The organism is Deminuibacter soli, from assembly GCF_003412455.1.
GTDB lineage: Bacteria > Bacteroidota > Bacteroidia > Chitinophagales > Chitinophagaceae > Deminuibacter > Deminuibacter soli.
In genome coordinates this window covers 168,530-189,084 of sequence record NZ_QTJU01000008.1, presented here as the reverse complement: position 1 = coordinate 189,084, position 20,555 = coordinate 168,530, and the positions used below count along the sequence as shown (strand labels likewise).

The following is a 20,555-nucleotide window of genomic DNA, read 5'->3' as shown; positions in this document are numbered from 1 at the left end:
AATTTTTGGAAGCCAGTGGGCCTGATAAATGCACTTTCAGTGATAAACTGAATTGTTATACAGATCACACACTACCCGAAAAAATGATCTCCAAGATTATCGATTACTCAAAAATATAAGTTATGAACCCTGTTCGTTTAGCCGGTCACACCGGAGACTACCTTACGTTATATGCTGATTGCTTTTTGGTACAGGGACATACGCGTACGATGATTTGTGATGTATCGAGAAAGAAAATGTTTTTCATCAGCAATGCCTATCATGAGTTGCTGCTGGAGTTAAAAACGAAGACTATTGGTGAAGTAGGTGACATGCTGGAAGATCAATCCGATTTTGAGGAATTTGAGCAGTTTGCGAATTACCTCATTTCCCATGAATTAGGTTTTATCACAGATAATATTGAATGTTTCCCTCCCATCGATTTGGTATGGGATAGTCCTTATTCCATTACAAATGCGATTATTGATATACGTGAAAAGCGACTGAATTTTGAAAAGATCTTCCTCGAACTTGAGCAATTAAACTGCCCTTACGTGCAAATAAGGGCCTATTCAGTACTATCTCCTGAACAGCTGCAAAGTATCCTGTTATGCACGGCAGCAACCGATTTTAAGCATATGCAATTCCTGCTTAAGTTTCCGCAATCATTTTCAATTGAGCCGTACAGCCAGCTGGTGCAGCAATACAAAATGATTTCTCTGCAATTTCATTCGGTTCCCGGGGCGGATTTCGAGCAGCTGAAAGGTTCATACCCATACAGCGATATTTCATTTATCAGGCAGGAAATAGATTCCTGCGCCGGATGCGGTGTTATTAACAGCGAATCTTTTACATTGTATAGCCTGCATGGGTTTATAGAAAACATCCGGTTCAACGGCTGTCTTAACAGGAAAATATCCATTGATGAAAACGGGGATATCTGCAACTGCCCGTCTATGGCGAAAAAGCATGGCAATATTGACAATACCTACCTGAAAGATGTAATGGCAAAAGAAGAGTTCCAGGTATACTGGCATATTAATAAAGATGAAGTGGCAGTATGTAAAGACTGTGAGTACCGCTATATTTGTACAGATTGCCGTGCCTATCTTACAGATCCGGGCAATTTGTATTCCAAACCCTTGAAATGTAATTACAATCCTTATACTGCTAAATGGAACAATCAATGAAAGCTGCCGGAAACACCATTATATTGAAATGCTTCAGCCAAATGCTTGCTGGTTTTTTAATACTCCATTGTATGAATAGTACTGCCGGTTATTCACAAACAGGAAACCAGGACACTTATGATGCGCTGGCTCAAAAGGCCTATGAATATTATAACGCAAAAGCATACCGGCAATCAGCCGAGCTGAATACGCGTGCATATCAATTGCCTGGTGAAAAAGGCACTGGCAACCACCGGTACGATGCGGCTTACAATGCTGCATGTGCCTGGGCGCTTGCGGGTGAGGCAGATTCTGCCTTTGTGCTGTTGCAGGAAATAACTGTGCGGGGTAAATACAATGATTACAAAAGCATAACCAGCGATGCGGATTTTGCTTCATTGCATAAAGACAGCCGCTGGGCAACAATTTGCAATGCGGTAAAGAAGAACCAGGCAGACAAGGAAAATAACACACATGCCGGGGTTGCAGCTGAGCTGGACACGCTTTACCTGAAAGATCAGCAATACCGGTTTTCACTGATGTCGCTGCAGCAGCAAATGCAGGCTGCAACCGGGGATGCAAAAGATAAAATAAAGCAACAGTTTACGGCACTGGCCATGCAGATGAAAGAACAGGATAGCATTAATCTCCGGGTTGTAGAAGGTATTTTGAACCGGTACGGCTGGCTTGGTGCAGATGAGGTAGGCGAGAACGGAAGCCAGGCATTGTTCCTGGTAATACAACATGCTGACCTGGCTACACAACAGCGGTACCTACCCATGATAAAACAAGCCGCTGAAAACGGGAAAACAAAAGCAGCTAACCTCGCATTGCTGGAGGACAGGATTGCTCTACGGGAAAAAAGAAAACAGGTGTACGGCAGCCAGGTATGGACAGATCCGGCCACCGGGAAAAAATATGTAGACATGCTGGCCAATCCTGAAAATGTAGACCAGCGGCGGCAGCAGGTGGGTTTGCCACCAATGTCGGTTTACCTTGGACAGTTTTTCCAGATGCAGTGGGATGCCCACGAATACGCCACCAAAATACTGCCTGAACTGGAAAAAATTAAAGGGCAATACAAATGATCCTGAATAAGCTATACCAGAAAAACCACCATGCTGTTTCTTTCCGCTCAACCAGACGATTACTATTTTACCTGGCAGCTTGCACTGCAGCTACACAATTTTTCGCAGGTGGGCATTGCTGCACAAAATATACATGTATTGGTTGCTTATAACCCCGGCACCGGTTTACAGAACCATTTCCGGGAGCTGATGGAAGAGCAGCGGGGTAAAGCCTGTTTTTATACCTACCCTGATCTTAGAAAAAAACGCAACTACCTTTCTTCCCTGCGTCCGCATATCATACGCCAGCATCTTGAAGCCCATCCGCAATTGCAAAGTGCGTTTTTCTTCTACCATGATTCAGATATTATCTTCCGTGAATTGCCTGATTTTACATCTATGTGCCGGGATGATACCTGGTATGTTTCTGACACACGCAGTTATTTAAGCAGCACTTATATACAACAGGCAGGATGCACAACCCTGCTGCACGAAATGTGTGGCATTGTAGGCATTCCGGTGGAAACAGTGACAGCTAATGATGAGCATTGCGGCGGTGCGCAATATGTATTAAAAAACACCGGACCGGCATTCTGGCAAAAAATAGAGGATGATTGCGAAGCAATGTACGGGCTGCTGGAACAGCACAATAACCGGGAGGCAGAAAAGTTCTACCTGGCAACAGGTAAAGGAAGATCATCGTATAAAGGTATCCAGGCCTGGTGTGCTGATATGTGGGCCTTATTCTGGAATGCTTTACTATTAGGAAAAACAGTAAACATACACCCCGGCCTGGCTTTTTGCTGGCCTGCAGAACCCTTGCAACAATGGGAGAATACAGCTATACTGCATTACGCCGGTGTGCGCGGTAATGAAAAAGCATTCGATAAAACGCGGTATGCGCATTTTCCTCCTTATTATGATACGCATTTGCCGGCAATAGATGCGGATACCTGCAGCAGCGCACTTGTTGATTTGATCAGGAATTTTAATGCTGAAGCGGCTGCCTGTCGTATCGATTTAATGGATGTGTCATTTTTAATACCTGTGCATATAGATTCTGCCAGCCGTCTTGAAAACCTGTACATAGTTACCCGGTACCTCAATAAATATTTCAACACGCATATACTGATCATTGAATCAGGGCTGCAGCAACAAACAGATCCGCAGCAGTTACCGCCTTGCTGCAATTATGAATTTATTGAAAACGATGATATACTGTTTCACCGAACGCATATCAACAACCTGCTGGTTAAAAAGGCACAAACAAATAGCATTGTACTGTTTGACACAGATGTGATACCTGCTATCAACCAGGTGTACGGGAGCGTGCAGTTGTTAAGAAATGCGGATGCAGATATGGTGTATCCCTATGATGGCTGTTTTGTAGGCGTAGACCAGCTGTTTAAAAATATGTTTGCGAAAATACTTGACCCGGATTTGTTTATCAGCAACCAGAACAAATTTAACACAGCAGCCATGCGATCCTGCGGTGGTGCTGTTTTTTTAAACAGGAAACGGTTTATAGCTGCGGGTATGGAAAATGAATACTTCAAAAGCTGGGGCCCTGAAGACAGGGAACGGCTGAAGCGAATGAAAAATCTGGGCTTTTCTGTGAAACGTGTAAAGGGTGCCTTATATCATTTGCCCCACGAACGTAATATAAATTCTGGTTATTGCGGAAGCACAACTCAGGTGGAATATATGGAAGAGTATTTAAAAGTATGCAACATGGAAAAAGCAGCGCTGGAGGCATATGTTTTATCATGGCCCTGGCTGCAGCATTGCCAACTTAATCAGCATTAACCGTTACTATGCTATCAATTTTATCAGGCCTGCTGCTTACCGAAACACTATTGCCGGCGCAAAAAAACGCGGAACCAGCCGGGCTGGGCTTGCTGAATGGCAGGGCAGGGATGCTGCCTGTATATTACCTGTTGCATAAACAAACCGGTAATGCGCAATACAAAATGACCGGTGAACAGCTATTGGAGTGTATAGGTGAACATATTTCGTCTGTTCAAAATAATACATTTGGCGATGGTCTTGCCGGTATTGGTTGGACTATCGAATGGCTGGTACAGCACAAATTGCTGGAAGGGGTTAATACAGACGAGGTGCTAGAAGATGTAGATGACTTTCTATACAGGGAGGTTATTTACGGTAACGAATCAGATATTTCATTGTGTAATGGTACAATGGGCAAGCTTGCTTATTTCTTGCGCAGGGAATGGAGCAAAAATCCCGGTACGAACCGCTTTAAACACATTTGTCACCAGGAATGTATTGTGCTGCTCACTGATGCCCTAGCAGACTGGCTGGATGACCTCAACCTTTCCGCTGCACGTGAAAGTCAACTCCGTGATATAGCAGATTTGCTGGTTGGCATAACAAGTGTTACTGATATTAACCAGCTGACAGTGGAAGCCATTTTATATAAAGCCGCATCTTACACAGAACAACTATTGAATGCTGCAATCCACCGGCTTCAAACAGAACCAGACACTGAAAATGCATATGTATACCAGGCCATGCGCCTGGGTGTTTGTTATTTAATTGCCGGGAAGAAACACCAGCTGCAGCATTGGCAATTGCAGGCAATGCAGTATGTTCACAAGTTGCAGGCTTTGTTGCCCGGTGATGAAACCGATGATGAGCTGCTGTTTCAGCGATTAACCATTTACAGCCTTTTGCATGCCTACATACCCGAACCCGGCAACAGCGATCATTTACTACAACTGATACAGGCGTTGGCTGCCCGGAAACAGCCTTGCAGATTGAAAAATGGTGCAGGGGCTGTAGTCATGGCAGCGCTGGTATTGCAGGATGCTTCGCTGGCTCAAAACTGGCACGAGCTGTTTTTTTAACTCCCCCATCTCAAAATGGTATGTAATCTGGAAGTGCCTGTACAACACTGAACCGGCTCCCCGCACTATTGCTGTTTGCAATAAGGCCAGCTGCGGCGTGTGTATGTATAGTAGTAAATTATATGTTAATTCCGCCTTCCCTGCCTTCAGGTATGTTGCCGCTCATGAAATATCTTTCGGTCATACCCGGAAAGATTCTATTATTGTGTAAACAGAGACGTTTATTTTACCCCTCCAAAACATAAAACCAAAGCGTATGCGAAAAAAACTTTTTGGTGTAATGACAGCTTCTGCACTGTTGTGCCAGGCTGTTCATGCACAGAAAGTGGATTTTACCGAGTATGACCTCGATAATGGTCTGCACGTAATTCTGCACCAGGATAAATCAGCACCAGTAGTTGCGGTGTCTGTCATGTACCATGTGGGCTCTAAAAATGAAGATACTGCGCGCACCGGTTTTGCCCACTTTTTCGAACACCTGCTGTTTGAAGGTTCCGATAATATCAAGCGAGGTGAATTTATGAAAATCGTTTCCTCTAATGGTGGGCAGAACAATGCCAATACCACGCAAGACAGAACTTTTTACTTTGAAACATTTCCCTCCAACCAACTTGAACTGGGCCTGTGGCTTGAAAGCGAGCGCATGATGCATCCCGTGATTAACGAGGTTGGCGTGAAAACACAAAACGAAGTAGTAAAGGAAGAAAAGAGAATGCGTTATGACAACCAGCCCTATGGCAATTTCACAAAAGCCATTTTTGAGCGTTTGTTTGCCAGCCATCCTTACCGTTGGACAACCATCGGATCTATGGAGCACCTGAATGCTGCAAAGCTGGATGAGTTCAAAGCCTTCTTTAAAAAGTATTATGTTCCCAACAATGCGGTGTTAAGCATTGCGGGTGACATTGATCCTGAAAAAACAAAGGCACTGGTAAAAGCTTATTTCGCTGATGTGCCACGCGGCGCGGCAGTAACACCTGTGCGTATTACGGAGCAGCCCATTACAAAAGAAATGGTAGATACGGTGTACGATCCCAATATCCAGATACCGGCTATTTTTGCTGCTTACCGCACACCGGGTGAAAACACGCGTGATGCCAAGGTGCTGGAAATGATCAGCTCTATTTTATCGGGCGGCGCCAGCTCAAAGCTGTACCGGAAAATGGTGGATGAAAAGAAAAATGCCCTGGAAGTACAGGCTTTCAATTATTCGCTGGAAGATTACGGCGCTTACATTACGCTGGCATTACCCAACGGCAATGCAGCCCTGACCGATTTGCTGAAAGACATGGATGAAGAAGTGGCTTCCCTGCAAACCAACCTGGTCAGCGAAAAGGACTACGAAAAAATCATCAACCAGTTTGAAAACAAGGATGTGACTGCCAACAGCAAAATGATTGGTGTGGCTGAAAATCTTGCCAACGGTTATACGTTCTATAACAAAAACACCAACCAGGTAAACGAAGAGCTGAAGGAAATGAAATCCATTACGCGCGAAGAAATACGCGATGTGGCCAAAAAATACCTGGGTAAAAACCAGCGTCTGGTATTGTATTATCTGCCTGCCAAGTAAGGGCGTTTTTCAGTCAATTAACTTAACATCACCATGCGAAAAATAGTATTCTTTATAACCGGCGCTTTCCTGTTTCAGCAGGCTACAGCGCAAACAATAGACAGAACAAAACAGCCCAAACCTGGTCCGGCACCTGTTATCAGCATCGCCGACCCGGTTGTGTACAAGCTGGACAACGGTATTACTGTACTCGTTGTGGAAAACCACAAATTGCCCAAAGTAACCGCCAGCTACAGCATTGATGCAGGCCCTATCACAGAAGGCAGCAAGGCAGGCGGCATGTCCCTGATGGGCCAGATGCTGAGCGAGGGCACACGCACACATGCCAAAGCACAGTTTGACGATGCAGTTGACCAGATTGGCGCCGATGTATCACTGAGCTCGGGCGGGGGCAGTGTAAGTGCTTTAACCCGTTATTTTGACCAGGCGTTTGCATTGATGACAGAAGCCATTAAAGAACCTGCCTTTACCCAGGAATCATTCGAGAAACTAAAATCACAAACCTTAACCGGTTTAAAAGCCAACGAGCGCAGCGTGAAAGCCATTGCAGGAAGGGTGTCGAATGCATTGCTGTACGGCAAAGATCACCCGAACGGTGAGTTTGAAACCGCCGCATCGGTTACAGCGCTTACACTGGATGATATCAAAGCGTTTTATGCAAAATACATTACCCCTTCAAGGGGCATCCTCACTTTTGTAGGTGATATTAAACCTGAGCAGGCGAAAGCCCTTGCAGAAAAGGCTTTTAAAGGATGGAAAGGTGCTGCATTACAGTTTAACCAGGTGCCGCCGGTTAAAAACCCGGCAACTACAGAAATAAACCTGGTAGATGTGCCCAATGCTGTGCAGAGCGAAATTAAAGTAGCCAACCTGGTGCAATTGCCCATGAGCAGCCCTGACTATTTTGCTGTACTGCTGGCTAACCAGATACTGGGTGGCGGTGCAGAAAGCTACCTGTTTATGGATCTGCGTGAAAAACACGGCTTCACATATGGTGCTTACTCTTCTATTGCCAGCGGCCGCAACCAAACAGTATTCAGTGCAAGCGCATCTGTTCGTAATGAAAAAACAGATAGCGCGGTAGTAGCTTTTATTGATGAGCTGAAAAGAATATGCACAGAGAAAGTCACCACAGAAGAACTCAACAGCGCAAAAGCCATCTACAACGGTAGTTTTGCATTGGGTATGGAGAATAACGCGCGTATTGCCACATTTGCCAGCAATATCCTGCTCAATAACCTGCCCAAAGATTTTTACAGAACCTACCTGCAGAAAATAAATGCCGTAACACCCGATGATGTGTTGCGCGCCGCGAAGAAATATTTTACATACGGACAGGCCCGTATTATTGTAACCGGTAAAGCCGACCTGGTACAGGGCGGACTGGCCAGGCTGGGTTACCCTGTTCACCAGTTTACCAAAGAAGCCGACCCTGTAACTGCAGCGGCAACCACCACTAAAGCAGCTGCTGCCGCAACGCCGCAGGCTGTGGTAACCGATTACCTGAAAGCCATCGGCGGTTTGGATGAAATAAAAAAGCTGTCGAGCATAGCTGAAAAAATGAGCATGAGCATGCAGGGCATGACCATCGATGTGGTGCACAAGGCAATGGCACCCAACAAACAGCTGGTGCTGGCTACTATGGGTGGTAATACCGTTAACAAACAGGTATTCGATGGTGTAAAAGGCTATGCTATGCAGCAGGGTAATAAAGTTGACCTGCCTGCAGATGAAGTAAAAGCCCAGCTGGCACAAACCAGCATAGTTGAACAGGTCGATTACCTGGGTACAGCGGGCTTTAAGCTGGAATCAAAAGGCGTGGAGAAAGTAAGTGGCAAAGACGCCTACAAAATACAGGTAACCAAACCCGGTGGTAAAGTAACTTTCGAGTACTACGATGTTGCAACCAAACTGTTGCTGCGCAACGAAGAATCAATGGAGCAGAATGGTATGAGCATTACCAAATCAACCGACTATGCTGATTATAAAAAAGTAGGCAACTTATTATTCCCCTACAAAACCAGCCTCACTTTTGAAGCGGGTGGACAGCAGCAAACCATGGAGCTGACTGCCAGTGAGATTAAATTAAATGAAGGTGTTACTGCAGATGATTTTAAATAACAGGTAACAGGTTTAATACAAAAGAGCAGGCTTTTACAATGCCTGCTCTTTTTTTTGCGGTGTATAGCGCAACCCGTCCATAGTGCCCTTTACCAGGGCTTTCAGATTGCTGAACCTGCCGCGTATTAACCGGTTGGTCAGTTGCATACCGGTAACCAGTAAATAGAACAGGATATATCTGCGGTAATATTTGCGTACAAAAATGTATTCGCTTCTGAAATGGTGGTAATCTGCGAAGGGCCTGGTGCCGCTGGTGGTACCGCCGTTGATGCTCACACCGTGTTTGTGCAGAATGCGTGCATCTTTACAATACACCAATGCATAGCCCGCGTTCTTCAATCGTACAGCCAAATCCAGCTCTTCAAAAAACAGGAAGTAATCTTCGCTCATTAACCCAATCCGCTCAATCACCGATGAGTGTGTTAGCATGCAGGCACCGGATAAATAATCTACCGGCACATCGGGCAGTTGCTGCGCCTGTTGCAGTGGCATGCGTGCGCCGTATTCGCTGGCAAGGCCAAACCGGTAATTGTACCGGCCATACATAATCTGCACCTGTGAGGGATCGTGATAATACAACTGCAGGCAACCGGCCATACCGGTTTTCTGTACGGCTTGCTGTTGTATAAAAAAACGCACCATATTGGTGAGGGTATCTTCAAATACCACGGTGTCGTTGTTAAGCAGCCAGATAAAATGCGGCCCGGTTTGCTGCAGGCTGTAGCGCATGCCGATATTGTTGCCATACGCAAACCCACCATTTTTGTCAGACCAGATAAAACTGATCACCGGTTGCGGGTTACCGGTAATGGTGTCAAATTGCAGGTGGTTGTATTGCAGCAGTTGCCAGCCTTGTGCAGCAGGCAGTTGCCTGGCCCAGGTGATGAGCTGCGTACGGGAATCGTTGGTAGACATATTGTCGACCACTACAATTTCGTACTGCGCGTATGACTGCTTCAGGATGGATTGAATGCACGCAACAGTATCCTGCCAGGCATTGTAATTCAGTAGTACAATATATACTTTATCCATGTCCATAAAAGGCAGTGCTGCGGGCTGTGGTTTATTGCTGAACGGGCGAATGTTGTTGCTGAAATATATCCTTTATGTCCTGGATGAAGGCGGCTTCCTGCCCGCGGATAACGCTGCGGTAATGATCAAAATCGTGCTGCACGGTTTCGAAATCATCCATACAGTGCTTAATCTGCCTGATGATGGCAGGTACCTGGTCGTCGGCATCGCTGAACTTATATTGCTGCGGAATAGGAATATCTTCTTCAAAAGCGGCGGCGCCCCTGCGGCCGGTAATAATGCAGCAGCCGCAAATGGCCGCTTCACGCGGGAAACGATCTTTGCCGGGATGATGCCCAAAGTCGATATACACTTTTGATTTGCGGCACACATCGGCTACCTGTTCGGGTGTTAAATTGGTGAGCGCAAACCATTCCAGTTCGGGGCTTTCCCTGATAAGGGTTTGTGTAAATTCAAATCCTTTTTTGGGATTGTACAGCACCCTGTTCCAGGGTTGTTCATCAATTTCCGGCTGATCGAGAAACGCGGCGTTCAGGTAATCACTCAGGTAATGATAGTTGTGAATGCCATGTTTTTCGAGATGATCTGCCGCATACTGCGATTGCACCAGGTGCAGGTCTACCTTCAGTTTTTCGGGATGCTTAATATCGAAACGCGGGGTAATACCCAGTCTTTTCTTCCAGGTAGATACAAAGTCTACATCAGCAGAATCGTAGAAGAAATCAACACTCAGCCACCAGATCACCTTGCGCAGGTGCTCGTATTTAAACAGGTATTCCGTGCGTGTTTCCGGTACTACGAGGATGTTTTCGGGTGCATCAACTATGTCAGTAGCGTATTCGGAAACATATTTCCTAAACTGCTGGTGAATGGGATCCACACCGTCTTTAATGCGGTAATAATAAATCCAGGCATCAATGCCAAGGTTGCGAAGTGCGTGTACAAACTGGTGCAGCAACTCTGTTCCGCCGGTAGCGTGACTGGCGGGGCAGGGAACATACACCCTGGTGTTTTCATATATGGTAATACCTGTGCGATTCATCATTATGCGGGAAATATCTTTTTGGTTTTAGCCAGTGCAGCACCTATTACCTGGTGCATATCGTAATAACGGTATTCAGCCAGGCGGCCGCCGAAGATTACTTTTGTTTCGGCTTCTGCAAGCTGCTGGTATTGTTTAAACAGCTGTGTGTTTTTGTCGTCGTTAATGGGGTAGTAAGGCTCATCACCACTTTTCCATTCCTGCGGGTATTCGCGGGTGATAACGGTGGTAGGCTGTGTGCCAAACTCAAAGTGTTTGTGCTCGATGATACGGGTAAACGGCACCTGGCGTTCCGTATAGTTTACCACGGCATTACCCTGGAAATTGGGTATGTTGAGGTGTTCATGTTCAAAACGCAGGCTGCGGTATTCCAGCTGACCAAAGCGGTAGTTGTAATATTCATCAATTTGTCCGGTGAATACCACGGTATCTGCCAGCTGGTCAAACTCAGCGCGGTTGGCGATATAATCAACACCCAGGCGTACTTCTGTACCGGCAAAAAGGGCTTCGGTAAGCTTGTTGTAGCCGCCTACAGGAATGCCCTGGTATTTATCATTAAAATAGTTGTTATCGAAAGTAAAGCGTACAGGCAGGCGTTTGATGATAAAGGCAGGCAGATCCTTCGCGTCGCGGCCCCATTGCTTCTCGGTATAACCCTTGATGAGTTTTTCGTATACATCGGTACCAACAAGCGAAAGCGCCTGTTCTTCGAGGTTTTGCGGGTTGGTGATGTTGAGCGATGCTACCTGCTCCTGGATTTTAGCCTGCGCTTCTTCGGGTGTTTTTACCTTCCACAGCTGGTAAAAGGTGTTCATGTTAAATGGCAGGTTGTACATTTCGCCATTGTACAAAGCCATGGGAGAATTGGTATAGCGGTTAAACTCTACAAACGAGTTCACGTAATCCCAAATGGGCTTGTCATTGGTATGAAAGATGTGCGCACCGTATTTGTGTACGTTGATGCCATCTTTGTTTTCGCAATATATATTACCACCCGCATGACTGCGCCTGTCAATTACCAGGCATTTCTTGTTGTTCTTTTTAGCTTCGTGGGCAAATACGGCACCGAAAAGGCCGGCGCCAACGATCAGGTAATCAAATTCTGCCATGTAGTAGTGTTGTGTAAAAAGTTAGTGTTCCTAATATACAAAAAAACTATGCCAGTTTTTGATAAAACAAACTACCGCCTGTTAGCGGCGGTAGTTGTAATGCAGGCTGTAACAGCGCTGCCCGGCTATTTTATGATATTATAAATCTTCTTCGCGTTCCAGCATCAGTATCGCGCTTTGGGGAACAATGAAATATTTTTCGCCGGCGTACTCTATTTCTGTGGCGCCGCTCACGAGGAAAATGGCCAGGTCTCCTTCTTTTGTCTGCAACGGAACGTATTTTACCTGCTCTTCTTCTGTTTTCCATGATTCGTTCTCTACAGGTACCGGAATGGCATATCCGGGGCCGGTTTTAATAACATAACCGGATTGCACTTTTTCTTTCTCCTGCACGCCGGGAGGCAGATACAGCCCGCTATCCGTGCGTTCGTTGGGTTTGGAAGGGCGAACCAGTACCCGGTCGCCAATAACGATCAGTTTTTTCAATTTGTTGTCAGGGGTTAACAGCATATCCCAGTCCTTTATTTTACCTGTAAAATTACTGATAAAATAGGGTTTACACTGCAACGGGCACAATGGCAACCTTTTTGCTAATGGAATGTTTCTCTGTCGAATGTGGCTGCCAGTGAAAAGACGGGATAAGTATTGTATCTTCCAAACAAGCATATGAGCATGGACAAAGTTTACATCAATGGCAAGTTTACATCGCAAAAGATGACAGGCGTACAGCGTTATGCGGCAGAAATAACCGGCCAGTTATTGCCGCAGGGCAACAGCCGGCTGGTTGTGCCGCCCGATAACCTGCTGCAGCAGGTATACCAGCTGCAGCCTGCCGAGGTTGCAGGCACCAAAGGCGGTGTATACTGGGAGCAGGTGCAGCTGCCCGCTTACCTGCGTAACAAGCGCAAACCATTGCTGTTAAACCTCTGCAATATTGCCCCCCTTTTGTATGGCAATAAAATAACCTGTGTGCACGATGTATCGTATGCACTGAACCCTCAGTTTTACTCAAAGGGTTTTTATTATTATTATAAACTGATGATGCCGCGCATTATCAAAGGCAGCAGGCATATTGTTACCGTAAGCAATTTTTCGAAAGAAGCGTTGATGCGTTTGTATAAACTGCCCGACAGCGGTGTTACGGTAATACCCAATGCGGCATCCCGTGCGCTGGATGCAATTGCTGCAGGTAAAACCCTGCAGCCGCCTATTGACCGCCCCTACTTTTTATTTGTAGGCTCTATGGATCCGCGCAAGAACTTGCTGTTATTGCTGGAAGCCTATGTACAGGCGGGTATCAGCAATGTAGACCTGTTAATTGTGGGCGGTAAGTTCAGGGCCTTCAGTGAAAAGAATGCGGGTGAAATGGAACAATACCAGCAAAACCCGCAGATACATTTTTATGGCGCGGCCACCGATGAAGTGCTGGCTGCCTGCTACCAGCATGCACAGGCGCTGGTAATTCCATCCTTATACGAAGGGTTCGGGCTACCCCTTGTTGAAGCCTTTAAATTCGGCTGCCCGGTACTTGCTTCGGATATCCCGGTATTCAGGGAAGTGGCTGAAACACATGCTACTTATTTTGATCCGTACAATAAAAACGCGTTCGTAGAAGTTTTGCGCGCAGCTGCCGGCTCGGTTAAGCCTAACATGCTGGCTGCCAGTGAGTTTGTTGCCCGGAAATATAGCTGGGAAAAGTCGGGAAAGATGATGCGCCAACTGCTTGAGCGTTACAGCTAAACCAGCCGGGTTAAAGCGGCATATGTTTTGCCTTCATGTGCCCAGAAACAAATTTACACTTACATGAAGGTTGCAATTGTACATGATGAACTGGTACGCAAGGGCGGTGCCGAGCAGGTAGTTTTAAGCATGCACAAGGCCTACCCGGATGCACCGGTTTATACACTGTGCTACAATCCCGAACGCACGTATCCCGAGTTTAAAGCGCTGAAAGTGGTTACTTCCTGGTTCCAGAAAATAGGCAATACAGAGAAGCTGGTTAAAATGCTGTTCTTTCCCTTTGATATATGGGCCATGCGCAGCATGCGTTTGAAAGATTATGATGTGGTACTGGTATCTACCACCCACTGCGCCAAATACATCCGCGTTTCCAAAAACACGAAGGTGATTACCTATTGCCATACACCTTTCCGTTTGGCATGGCGCCCGCAATCGTACGCCAATGTTATTCCCAAATTCTTCCTGTTCCGCTGGTTGTTTATGAGCGCTACGGCACTATTCAGGAAGCTGGACAAATGGGCATCCCGCCGCACCGATTCTTTTCTTACCAATTCAAAGGTGGTGCGTAAAAGAATTATGGATACCTACCATCCTTCACAGAACGTAACGATTATCAATCCTGCCGTGAACATCGATAAGTTTTACGTGTCACCGCAGGTGAAGGATTATTACCTGGTTGTTTGCCGCCTGGAGCCTTATAAAAAAGTAGACCTGGTAATTGATGCCTTCAATAATATGCCCCATAAGCAATTGGTGGTAGTGGGCAAGGGATCAATGGAAAAGGAACTGAAAGAAAAAGCAGGCAGCAATATCCGCTTTCTCGATTCGCTCGATGCTGCTGCGCTGTCGAAGGTTTATGCAGAAGCACGCGCTTTGATTTTCCCGCAATATGAGGATTATGGCATTACCCCGCTGGAATCTGCTGCATCAGGCAGGCCGGTGATTGCATTCGGCAAAGGTGGCGTGCTCGATACCATGATTGGTTATACCGATGCGCAAACACCTGCTACCGCATTGTTCTTTGAAGCGCAAACAACACCTTGCCTGCAACAGGCAGTAGAGAAATTTGAAACAATCTCTTTCGATCCGGTGTTTATCAGGAAACATGCAGAGAAATTCAGTGAATCTGTTTTTGTAAGAAAGCTGCATGCATTTGTTGATGGTTTTTCCAGGAAATTATGAGACTACCTTTATCCAACACGCAAGCCCGTAACTGGGTTTCAGTGTACTTATGCCTGTTATTGGCAATCTCGGCTTTTTACTCCATTGTAGTGCCTCCGCTGTATTCAGTGGCTGTGCCCTCGTACCTGTTGATTAATATCGCTGCGCCTTTTATTATACTCATCAGCATTAACGTGAGCAGGGAATTTCTCGCTGAACTGGGGTGGATACTGCTGGCATACCTGGTTTTGTTCGCCCTGTCGCAATGGTATATTTACCTCGCACATCCTGTACTGAACGATAAACTGATTCTGCTCAATGCAGAAGATAAAACGGTGCAGTTTCGCCATACTTTTTTTACACAGAGCTGGTACCTGTTCAATGGCATTCTGTTGTACCTGTACCTGAAATATTATGCTACCAGCAGGCACCTGCCCTATATTTTCTGGAGCTTCCGCATACTGGTGATCTATGGCTTTATTGAAGTGCTGTTGTACCAGCTATTGCACCGCAACGGCGATTTTCTCAGCAACCGTATGTTTGATAATGTGCCGGGTACCGGCAGCCTGTTCCAGGTGAACAGCATTGGCGGCTGGGTAGTGCAACGCATGAAAAGCTTAACAGGTGAGCCATCGATGTTTGCTTTCAGCGTAGTACCCATCTGGATTTTGAGCGTGGGTTTAAAACAGCGCATTGACCAGGTGCTGTTTTTTGCAGCATTGGTATTGTCGTTCTCTACTTCTGCTTATCTCGGCATTTTTGTGCTTGCCTGCGGCTGGCTGGTATTTAACCGGGCATTCCGTAAAAAGTATGTGTGGTTGCTGCCGCTTGCATTGCTGGCGCCTTTTGCCTTGTATTATTTCAGTGCCGGCTTCCGGCATTTTATACATGATGCTGTGCTGGATAAATTAACCGGCGCCAGTGTATCGGGCGAGCAGCGTACCGGTTATATGAAAAACCATATCAGCTACTGGGTGCATGATCTCAATTTCTTTGGTAAGCTGGTGGGGCTGGGTTTTGGCTATGCCCGTTCTACAGATTTCTTCTCCACTTTATTGGTCAATAATGGCATCATCGGATTGCTGCTGTTTACCTGGTTCTTTTTTAAACATGCATTGGTGCCCATGCGCGACCGGTACCTGCACCAGTATTATGTGGTGGCTTTAATTGCCACGTATTGTATTATGATGCTATCGGTGCCGGAGTTCGGGTATTTGTCGCTGTGGATTTTGCTGGCGTTTCCTTACTTCTATGACAGGATGAGTTTTACGTACCAGACGAGGTATCGATGAAGCTTTTAGCTGATAGCGATTAGCTGGAGATTGAGTGCGAAGATTGGAGGCGAAGGTTTTGAACCGCAAAGGGCGCGGAGACTTTACGCTAAGTGCGCAGAGACTTGCGGCGAGTTAAAGGCGTATGGGGTGACACAGACGCCGGCAATAGGATAAGCACAAAGGGCATAGGACACAGATGCTGGTGATATACGATATACATAAAAAATCACCGCAAGCTGCGGTGATTTTTTTATCGTTAGCGGTTCGGTTCGGTATAATAGAATAGGTAAGTGTCAGTGTAAAGTTAGAATGCCATTTCTTCTCCTTTAAATACGTTGAATACGGTTTTGAATATGATCTTCACGTCGAGCCAGATGCTCCAGTGTTCCATGTACCAGATATCGTGTTCCACTCTTTTTTCCATGAGGTCGTTTGTTTCAGTAGCACCCCGGAAGCCTTTTACCTGTGCCCAGCCGGTAATGCCCGGTTTAACAAAGTGACGTACCATGAATTTGCTGATGATAGAGCTGTATTGCTCTGTGTGTGTAAGCATGTGCGGTCTTGGGCCAACCACGCTCATATCACCGAGTAAAACATTCACAAACTGAGGCAATTCATCCATACTGGTTTTGCGTAAAAAGCGGCCCAGTGCGGTAACACGCGCATCGTTAACGGTGGCCTGTTTGGAATCGCTTTCCTTGTTCACCGTCATGGTGCGAAATTTATAACACCAGAAAGGTTTGTTATCCTGGCCGGAACGCAGCTGTTTAAAAATAATTGGTCCGCGTGAGCTGATTTTAATGAGTAAGGCCACAATCGGAAACAGCCAGCTCATCACAAAAACAAGCACGGCTGCACTGAACAGGATATCGAAGAAGCGTTTGAATAACTGGTTGCGGGTATCTTCCAGCGGCTCATCGCGCAGGGAGATAACCGGGAAATGATTCATGTAGTTGATATGGTAGGGCGACTGCAGGATGTGCGCAAAATCGGGTACGAATTTAATACGCAGGCAATGTTGGTCAGCCACATTTACCAGGGCTTTGACTTCCTGGTTATCATCCGGCAGCAGGGTAGAGTAAATTTCACGCACATCGTTTTTGATGGCATAGCTCATAATATCTTTTACAGAACCTTTAATTAATTGGTTGAGATTGCTTTTGGGAGCAGTAACACCGGGTGCCCCGCCTGGTGTAATCTGCGGTGTTAAAGCCTGTATGCGGGTGATTTCATCATCAAAAAAACCGCTGAATTCAAAAGCGGTCTTCTGTCCTGAGAAATATTCTGCCAGTTTTTTACCTGTTTCATTGAAACCGATAATGGCAATCTTCTTGCGGTTACGGGTATTTTTAACAAAATGCTGGATGATTTTCTTGAGTAACAACCTGCTTACACAGATACATACAATAAACTGTAACATGAAATACCAGGAGAAGCCTAAAGTAATTTCATCCTGTTTTACAATCACCTGGTATAAACCAAAGAACAGCACAAATACCAGTAAGGCATTAATGGTGGTGTTTTTCACGTGAGAGTAACGGCCGGTAGATCTGTAATTGTACATCTTTAAAATGGCGGTCATAGACAACCATATCAAATTCACAATGTATATGAGGTTGATTCTCGTGTCTGGCTGCATCAGGTTGTAAGAATCAAAAATCTTAAAAGCAGTGAATAGTGCGCCGTTCAGCAATATGAAATCCAATAACAATAGTGATATCCGCACTATGTAATCAAATCTTGAACTCATGGTAAGGGGCTTTTACTGGAAATAAATAGGCGGGCTTAGCGTTAAAACCAAGTATTAAAGCGCAAGGACTGTGCCTAAATTTTAATCTGTGTATATATGCTTGTAAATCATGTTGTTATTTGTTTTTCAGTGTTTGAGCACTGAAAAAAGTGAAGGAATAAATCAGGCTGCAGGCGGCTTGTTTAATATTCTGTTAGAGATTGCTGGTATAATTATCGCATACTTAATCAGCAAACGGATACAGTTTATGCAGGGATATTTACGGAAGCATTCATATGTAGTTTTATTGGTATGTTTATTTCTCTCCATGGGTTTGCAGGCCCAGAAAGCCAAAAGGGTCAAGCAGAAATCACTACAGGCACAGCACATGGATGGCGCGGATTCAAACCGCGTAATAATTGTGCATTCTATTGAAGACATGCAGCAGCTGGCCGATTCTTCCCTTGCCGTATTACTCACCGATACCCTGCGTGGCGGATTATTTTATTATTCGGCTGATACAACTACCGATGGGGGTACGGCGTTTCGCTCGGTACTGCCCGGTGCAGGCAGCTGGAAAAGACAATACGAGAAAACAGGCGGCATCAATGTTCGTTGGTTTGGTGCACGTGGTGATGGTGTTACCAACGATGCACCTGCCCTGCAGCAAGCCATTAACAAGGCAGCTGCACAGCTAACGCCGGTGCTGGTGCCGGATGGTACTTATTTCATACCGGGTTATATTACCCTGCTGCTGCCTTCGAATACTTACCTGAAGGGGCAGGACAAAGAATCTACCCGTTTTGTTACAGATACTGTTTACACTGATGCTGCGCCCATGATGCTGAAGGGCAAGGGTAATCATATTCATATTGCCAATATCGGTTTTGATGGTGGCCGCCGCGGTACACGCAGCACACAGCATGCAGGCCGCTACTCTATCGTTAACCTGAATTTTGATACAGAGCCTGCCAATGATATACTGATTGAACATTGCGGCTTTGCCAATGTATTTGGTCGTGCGTTGTTGTACAGGGCATCGCAGGTGCGTATTAATGATTGTGATTTTGAGCATATTGGTCGCTACAATATTGACTTTGCTACGGTGGACGGCGCTATCAGCAATTTTGCACGCGAGGGCTGTTCAGATGTATCTATCACCAACTGCCGTTTCAGGGATATAGGTACGCACTGCATTTCTTCTTATAAAATAAGCGGGTTAACCATTGCAGACAACAAGCTGGAACATATTTCGGGTATAGGCATGGCTAACCAGGAATGTGAACACGTAAAAGTTACAGGCAATGGGGTATACTACTCCGGCGATAACGGTATGGACTTTCAGCGCTGTAAGCAGGTGCTGATCAGTGATAACTATTTTTTGAATGCAGGCGATAACAACGCAGGCCGTATTGGTTCGGGTGCTGCCATATTCTTTGGTGATGATTACAGTACCGCCAATGCAAGCAATACCGTTATCAGCAACAACTTTATCCGGGGTAGCTTCTCGTACGAGCATCTTGGCGATACGGCTGCCACGTTTCAAAACTGCGGCATGTATATCATTGATGCCAACCACGTAAAAATAAGCGACAATAACATACAGGGCATTGGCGAACCGCGTAAAAACATGCAGCAGCCGCTGTCTATTGAAGATGGCAATGGCATTATGATCATCAATACGGCCAAGGGAGAAAGCCACGATATACTGGTGCAGGGCAATACCCTTACCAATCTTAAGTGCAATGCCATTTACATCAATGGCCAGTCGCGCGAGATCAAGATCAAAGACAATTACATCAACACCTTTGGTTTGCATGGTGTATATATGTGTGCGGTGGGCACCAACCTGTACAGCCAGATAGAAGGTAATACCATTATTGATGGCAAGAACATTTTCAGGCGTGACGTGGCTGCTGATATCTTTATTAAGGCAGAGAATGCCTGGATCACCAATTTCAGTATCACCAATAACCAGATCCGCAACAACCGCAGGGCCAACTACCAGTCGCGCAACGATACGGTATTCACCACGCACGGCATTTATTTTACGGCAGACGGGTTTGGCAAGTTCAATAACCTCATTGTATCGAACAACCAGATACATGGGCATATGAAAGACGAGATCGGCTTTTCGGACAAGATTTCTGAATACAGCATTCTGAAGGATACCTACTTTCCGGCAGTATCGTTTAACAACAATTACTCGGGCAGTACCGATGATTACCCGGGTGTAATTATACCGGGTTTAAACCAGGCGCGCAAGCCGCGTATTGTTACCGAGAGCTTTAGTGAACATGAGCCGGATTATGGAAATTATACGGCGGGCTCTATTATCCGCAACATTTATCCCGGTAACAGTGTTTATGCATGGGTGGCCACCAATTCAGGGTTTGCTGCTACGGCCCGCTGGCACTCGGGTGCGGTATATACCGATGGACAAACGGTGTATTATGATGCCGATGTGTTTTTGTGTAAAAAAGGCGGTGTGAGCGGCCGGGAAGTACCCAGGGCTTCAGACAAGATGATTAATGATGGCTCGGTGCAATGGCAATACATGGGGAAAAAAGTGTATTTTAAAGAACTGCATTTGCGGTGAACATTGCCGGTGCCGGGTTACAGGACAGCAAAACATGCGGTTGCCGTTTTATTGTAAGGCGGGGTAAATTATGCCGTCTGCAACTATTGTGAT

15 protein-coding genes are annotated in these 20,555 nt (G+C 45.9%); 10 read left to right on the top strand and 5 right to left on the bottom strand.

All coding sequences use genetic code 11. The features are described 5' to 3' along the window. Positions 1–122: 122 nt before the first annotated feature. The 6 genes from gwsS (at position 123) to DXN05_RS19155 (ending at position 8,776) form a co-directional block, all read left to right on the top strand. Complete coding sequence (gwsS, locus tag DXN05_RS19180) at positions 123–1,169, top strand: grasp-with-spasm system SPASM domain peptide maturase (RefSeq protein WP_116848899.1); 1,047 nt, start codon at positions 123–125, stop codon at positions 1,167–1,169. 71 nt (positions 1,170–1,240) lie between these two features. After that, on the top strand, positions 1,241–2,236 hold the full coding sequence (locus DXN05_RS19175; protein ID WP_147313995.1) for a DUF6624 domain-containing protein: 996 nt from the start codon (positions 1,241–1,243) through the stop codon (positions 2,234–2,236). Between the two features lie 30 nt (positions 2,237–2,266). Beyond that, on the top strand, positions 2,267–4,021 hold the full coding sequence (locus DXN05_RS19170; protein WP_116848897.1) for a galactosyltransferase-related protein: 1,755 nt from the start codon (positions 2,267–2,269) through the stop codon (positions 4,019–4,021). A gap of 8 nt (positions 4,022–4,029) precedes the next feature. Next, entirely contained in the window at positions 4,030–5,082 is a 1,053-nt protein-coding gene (locus DXN05_RS19165) for a glycoside hydrolase family protein (protein WP_116848896.1), read from the top strand. Positions 5,083–5,338: 256 nt separating this feature from the next. Beyond that, positions 5,339–6,655 (top strand): M16 family metallopeptidase, encoded by a 1,317-nt coding sequence (locus DXN05_RS19160; protein WP_116848895.1) that lies wholly within the window; start codon positions 5,339–5,341, stop codon positions 6,653–6,655. A gap of 33 nt (positions 6,656–6,688) precedes the next feature. After that, the gene (locus DXN05_RS19155; protein WP_116848894.1) at positions 6,689–8,776 is read left to right on the top strand and encodes a M16 family metallopeptidase; all 2,088 of its coding nucleotides are present in this window, start codon (positions 6,689–6,691) and stop codon (positions 8,774–8,776) included. A gap of 33 nt (positions 8,777–8,809) precedes the next feature. Here the strand turns inward: DXN05_RS19155 and DXN05_RS19150 are convergent, their stop codons facing one another. From DXN05_RS19150 to DXN05_RS19135, 4 genes are all read right to left on the bottom strand, one after another. Further along, a complete protein-coding gene (locus tag DXN05_RS19150) occupies positions 8,810–9,814 on the bottom strand; it encodes a glycosyltransferase family 2 protein (RefSeq protein ID WP_116848893.1) in 1,005 nt (334 codons plus the stop codon). Between the two features lie 25 nt (positions 9,815–9,839). Then, positions 9,840–10,853 carry a hypothetical protein gene (locus DXN05_RS19145; RefSeq protein ID WP_116848892.1) on the bottom strand — a complete coding sequence of 338 codons (1,014 nt, stop codon included), beginning with the start codon at positions 10,851–10,853 and terminating at the stop codon, positions 9,840–9,842. After that, positions 10,853–11,959 (bottom strand): UDP-galactopyranose mutase, encoded by a 1,107-nt coding sequence (gene glf / locus DXN05_RS19140; protein WP_116848891.1) that lies wholly within the window; start codon positions 11,957–11,959, stop codon positions 10,853–10,855. Before glf ends, DXN05_RS19145 begins: the two co-directional genes overlap by 1 nt. Before the next feature lie 138 nt (positions 11,960–12,097). Further along, complete coding sequence (locus tag DXN05_RS19135; protein ID WP_116848950.1) at positions 12,098–12,469, bottom strand: co-chaperone GroES; 372 nt, start codon at positions 12,467–12,469, stop codon at positions 12,098–12,100. A 162-nt stretch (positions 12,470–12,631) separates the two neighbouring features. Here DXN05_RS19135 and DXN05_RS19130 point away from each other — a divergent pair, with 162 nt between their 5' ends. The 3 genes from DXN05_RS19130 to DXN05_RS19120 all read left to right on the top strand — a co-directional run bounded on the left by DXN05_RS19130 (position 12,632) and on the right by DXN05_RS19120 (position 16,152). After that, positions 12,632–13,699 (top strand): glycosyltransferase family 4 protein, encoded by a 1,068-nt coding sequence (locus DXN05_RS19130; RefSeq protein WP_158559343.1) that lies wholly within the window; start codon positions 12,632–12,634, stop codon positions 13,697–13,699. Positions 13,700–13,762: 63 nt separating this feature from the next. After that, entirely contained in the window at positions 13,763–14,881 is a 1,119-nt protein-coding gene (locus DXN05_RS19125; RefSeq protein ID WP_116848889.1) for a glycosyltransferase, read from the top strand. Then, on the top strand, positions 14,878–16,152 hold the full coding sequence (locus DXN05_RS19120) for a hypothetical protein (RefSeq protein ID WP_147313994.1): 1,275 nt from the start codon (positions 14,878–14,880) through the stop codon (positions 16,150–16,152). The genes DXN05_RS19125 and DXN05_RS19120 overlap by 4 nt, the downstream gene beginning before the upstream one ends. A gap of 286 nt (positions 16,153–16,438) precedes the next feature. Here the strand turns inward: DXN05_RS19120 and DXN05_RS19115 are convergent, their stop codons facing one another. Next, on the bottom strand, positions 16,439–17,884 hold the full coding sequence (locus tag DXN05_RS19115) for an undecaprenyl-phosphate glucose phosphotransferase (RefSeq protein ID WP_116848887.1): 1,446 nt from the start codon (positions 17,882–17,884) through the stop codon (positions 16,439–16,441). 307 nt (positions 17,885–18,191) lie between these two features. On the opposite strand from DXN05_RS19115, the gene DXN05_RS19110 reads away from it, so the two are divergent. Continuing rightward, positions 18,192–20,462 (top strand): right-handed parallel beta-helix repeat-containing protein, encoded by a 2,271-nt coding sequence (locus tag DXN05_RS19110; protein WP_158559341.1) that lies wholly within the window; start codon positions 18,192–18,194, stop codon positions 20,460–20,462. Positions 20,463–20,555: the final 93 nt, after the last annotated feature.

Excerpts from the sequence above, each read along its gene's own strand:
- gwsS (WP_116848899.1), top strand. The coding sequence starts at position 123 with ATGAACCCTGTTCGTTTAGCCGGTCACACCGGAGACTACCTTACGTTA.
- DXN05_RS19175 (WP_147313995.1), top strand. The coding sequence starts at position 1,241 with ATGAATAGTACTGCCGGTTATTCACAAACAGGAAACCAGGACACTTAT.
- DXN05_RS19170 (WP_116848897.1), top strand. The coding sequence starts at position 2,267 with ATGCTGTTTCTTTCCGCTCAACCAGACGATTACTATTTTACCTGGCAG.
- DXN05_RS19165 (WP_116848896.1), top strand. The coding sequence starts at position 4,030 with ATGCTATCAATTTTATCAGGCCTGCTGCTTACCGAAACACTATTGCCG.
- DXN05_RS19160 (WP_116848895.1), top strand. The coding sequence starts at position 5,339 with ATGCGAAAAAAACTTTTTGGTGTAATGACAGCTTCTGCACTGTTGTGC.
- DXN05_RS19155 (WP_116848894.1), top strand. The coding sequence starts at position 6,689 with ATGCGAAAAATAGTATTCTTTATAACCGGCGCTTTCCTGTTTCAGCAG.
- DXN05_RS19150 (WP_116848893.1), bottom strand. The coding sequence starts at position 9,814 with ATGGACATGGATAAAGTATATATTGTACTACTGAATTACAATGCCTGG.
- DXN05_RS19145 (WP_116848892.1), bottom strand. The coding sequence starts at position 10,853 with ATGATGAATCGCACAGGTATTACCATATATGAAAACACCAGGGTGTAT.
- glf (WP_116848891.1), bottom strand. The coding sequence starts at position 11,959 with ATGGCAGAATTTGATTACCTGATCGTTGGCGCCGGCCTTTTCGGTGCC.
- DXN05_RS19135 (WP_116848950.1), bottom strand. The coding sequence starts at position 12,469 with ATGCTGTTAACCCCTGACAACAAATTGAAAAAACTGATCGTTATTGGC.
- DXN05_RS19130 (WP_158559343.1), top strand. The coding sequence starts at position 12,632 with ATGGACAAAGTTTACATCAATGGCAAGTTTACATCGCAAAAGATGACA.
- DXN05_RS19125 (WP_116848889.1), top strand. The coding sequence starts at position 13,763 with ATGAAGGTTGCAATTGTACATGATGAACTGGTACGCAAGGGCGGTGCC.
- DXN05_RS19120 (WP_147313994.1), top strand. The coding sequence starts at position 14,878 with ATGAGACTACCTTTATCCAACACGCAAGCCCGTAACTGGGTTTCAGTG.
- DXN05_RS19115 (WP_116848887.1), bottom strand. The coding sequence starts at position 17,884 with ATGAGTTCAAGATTTGATTACATAGTGCGGATATCACTATTGTTATTG.
- DXN05_RS19110 (WP_158559341.1), top strand. The coding sequence starts at position 18,192 with ATGGGTTTGCAGGCCCAGAAAGCCAAAAGGGTCAAGCAGAAATCACTA.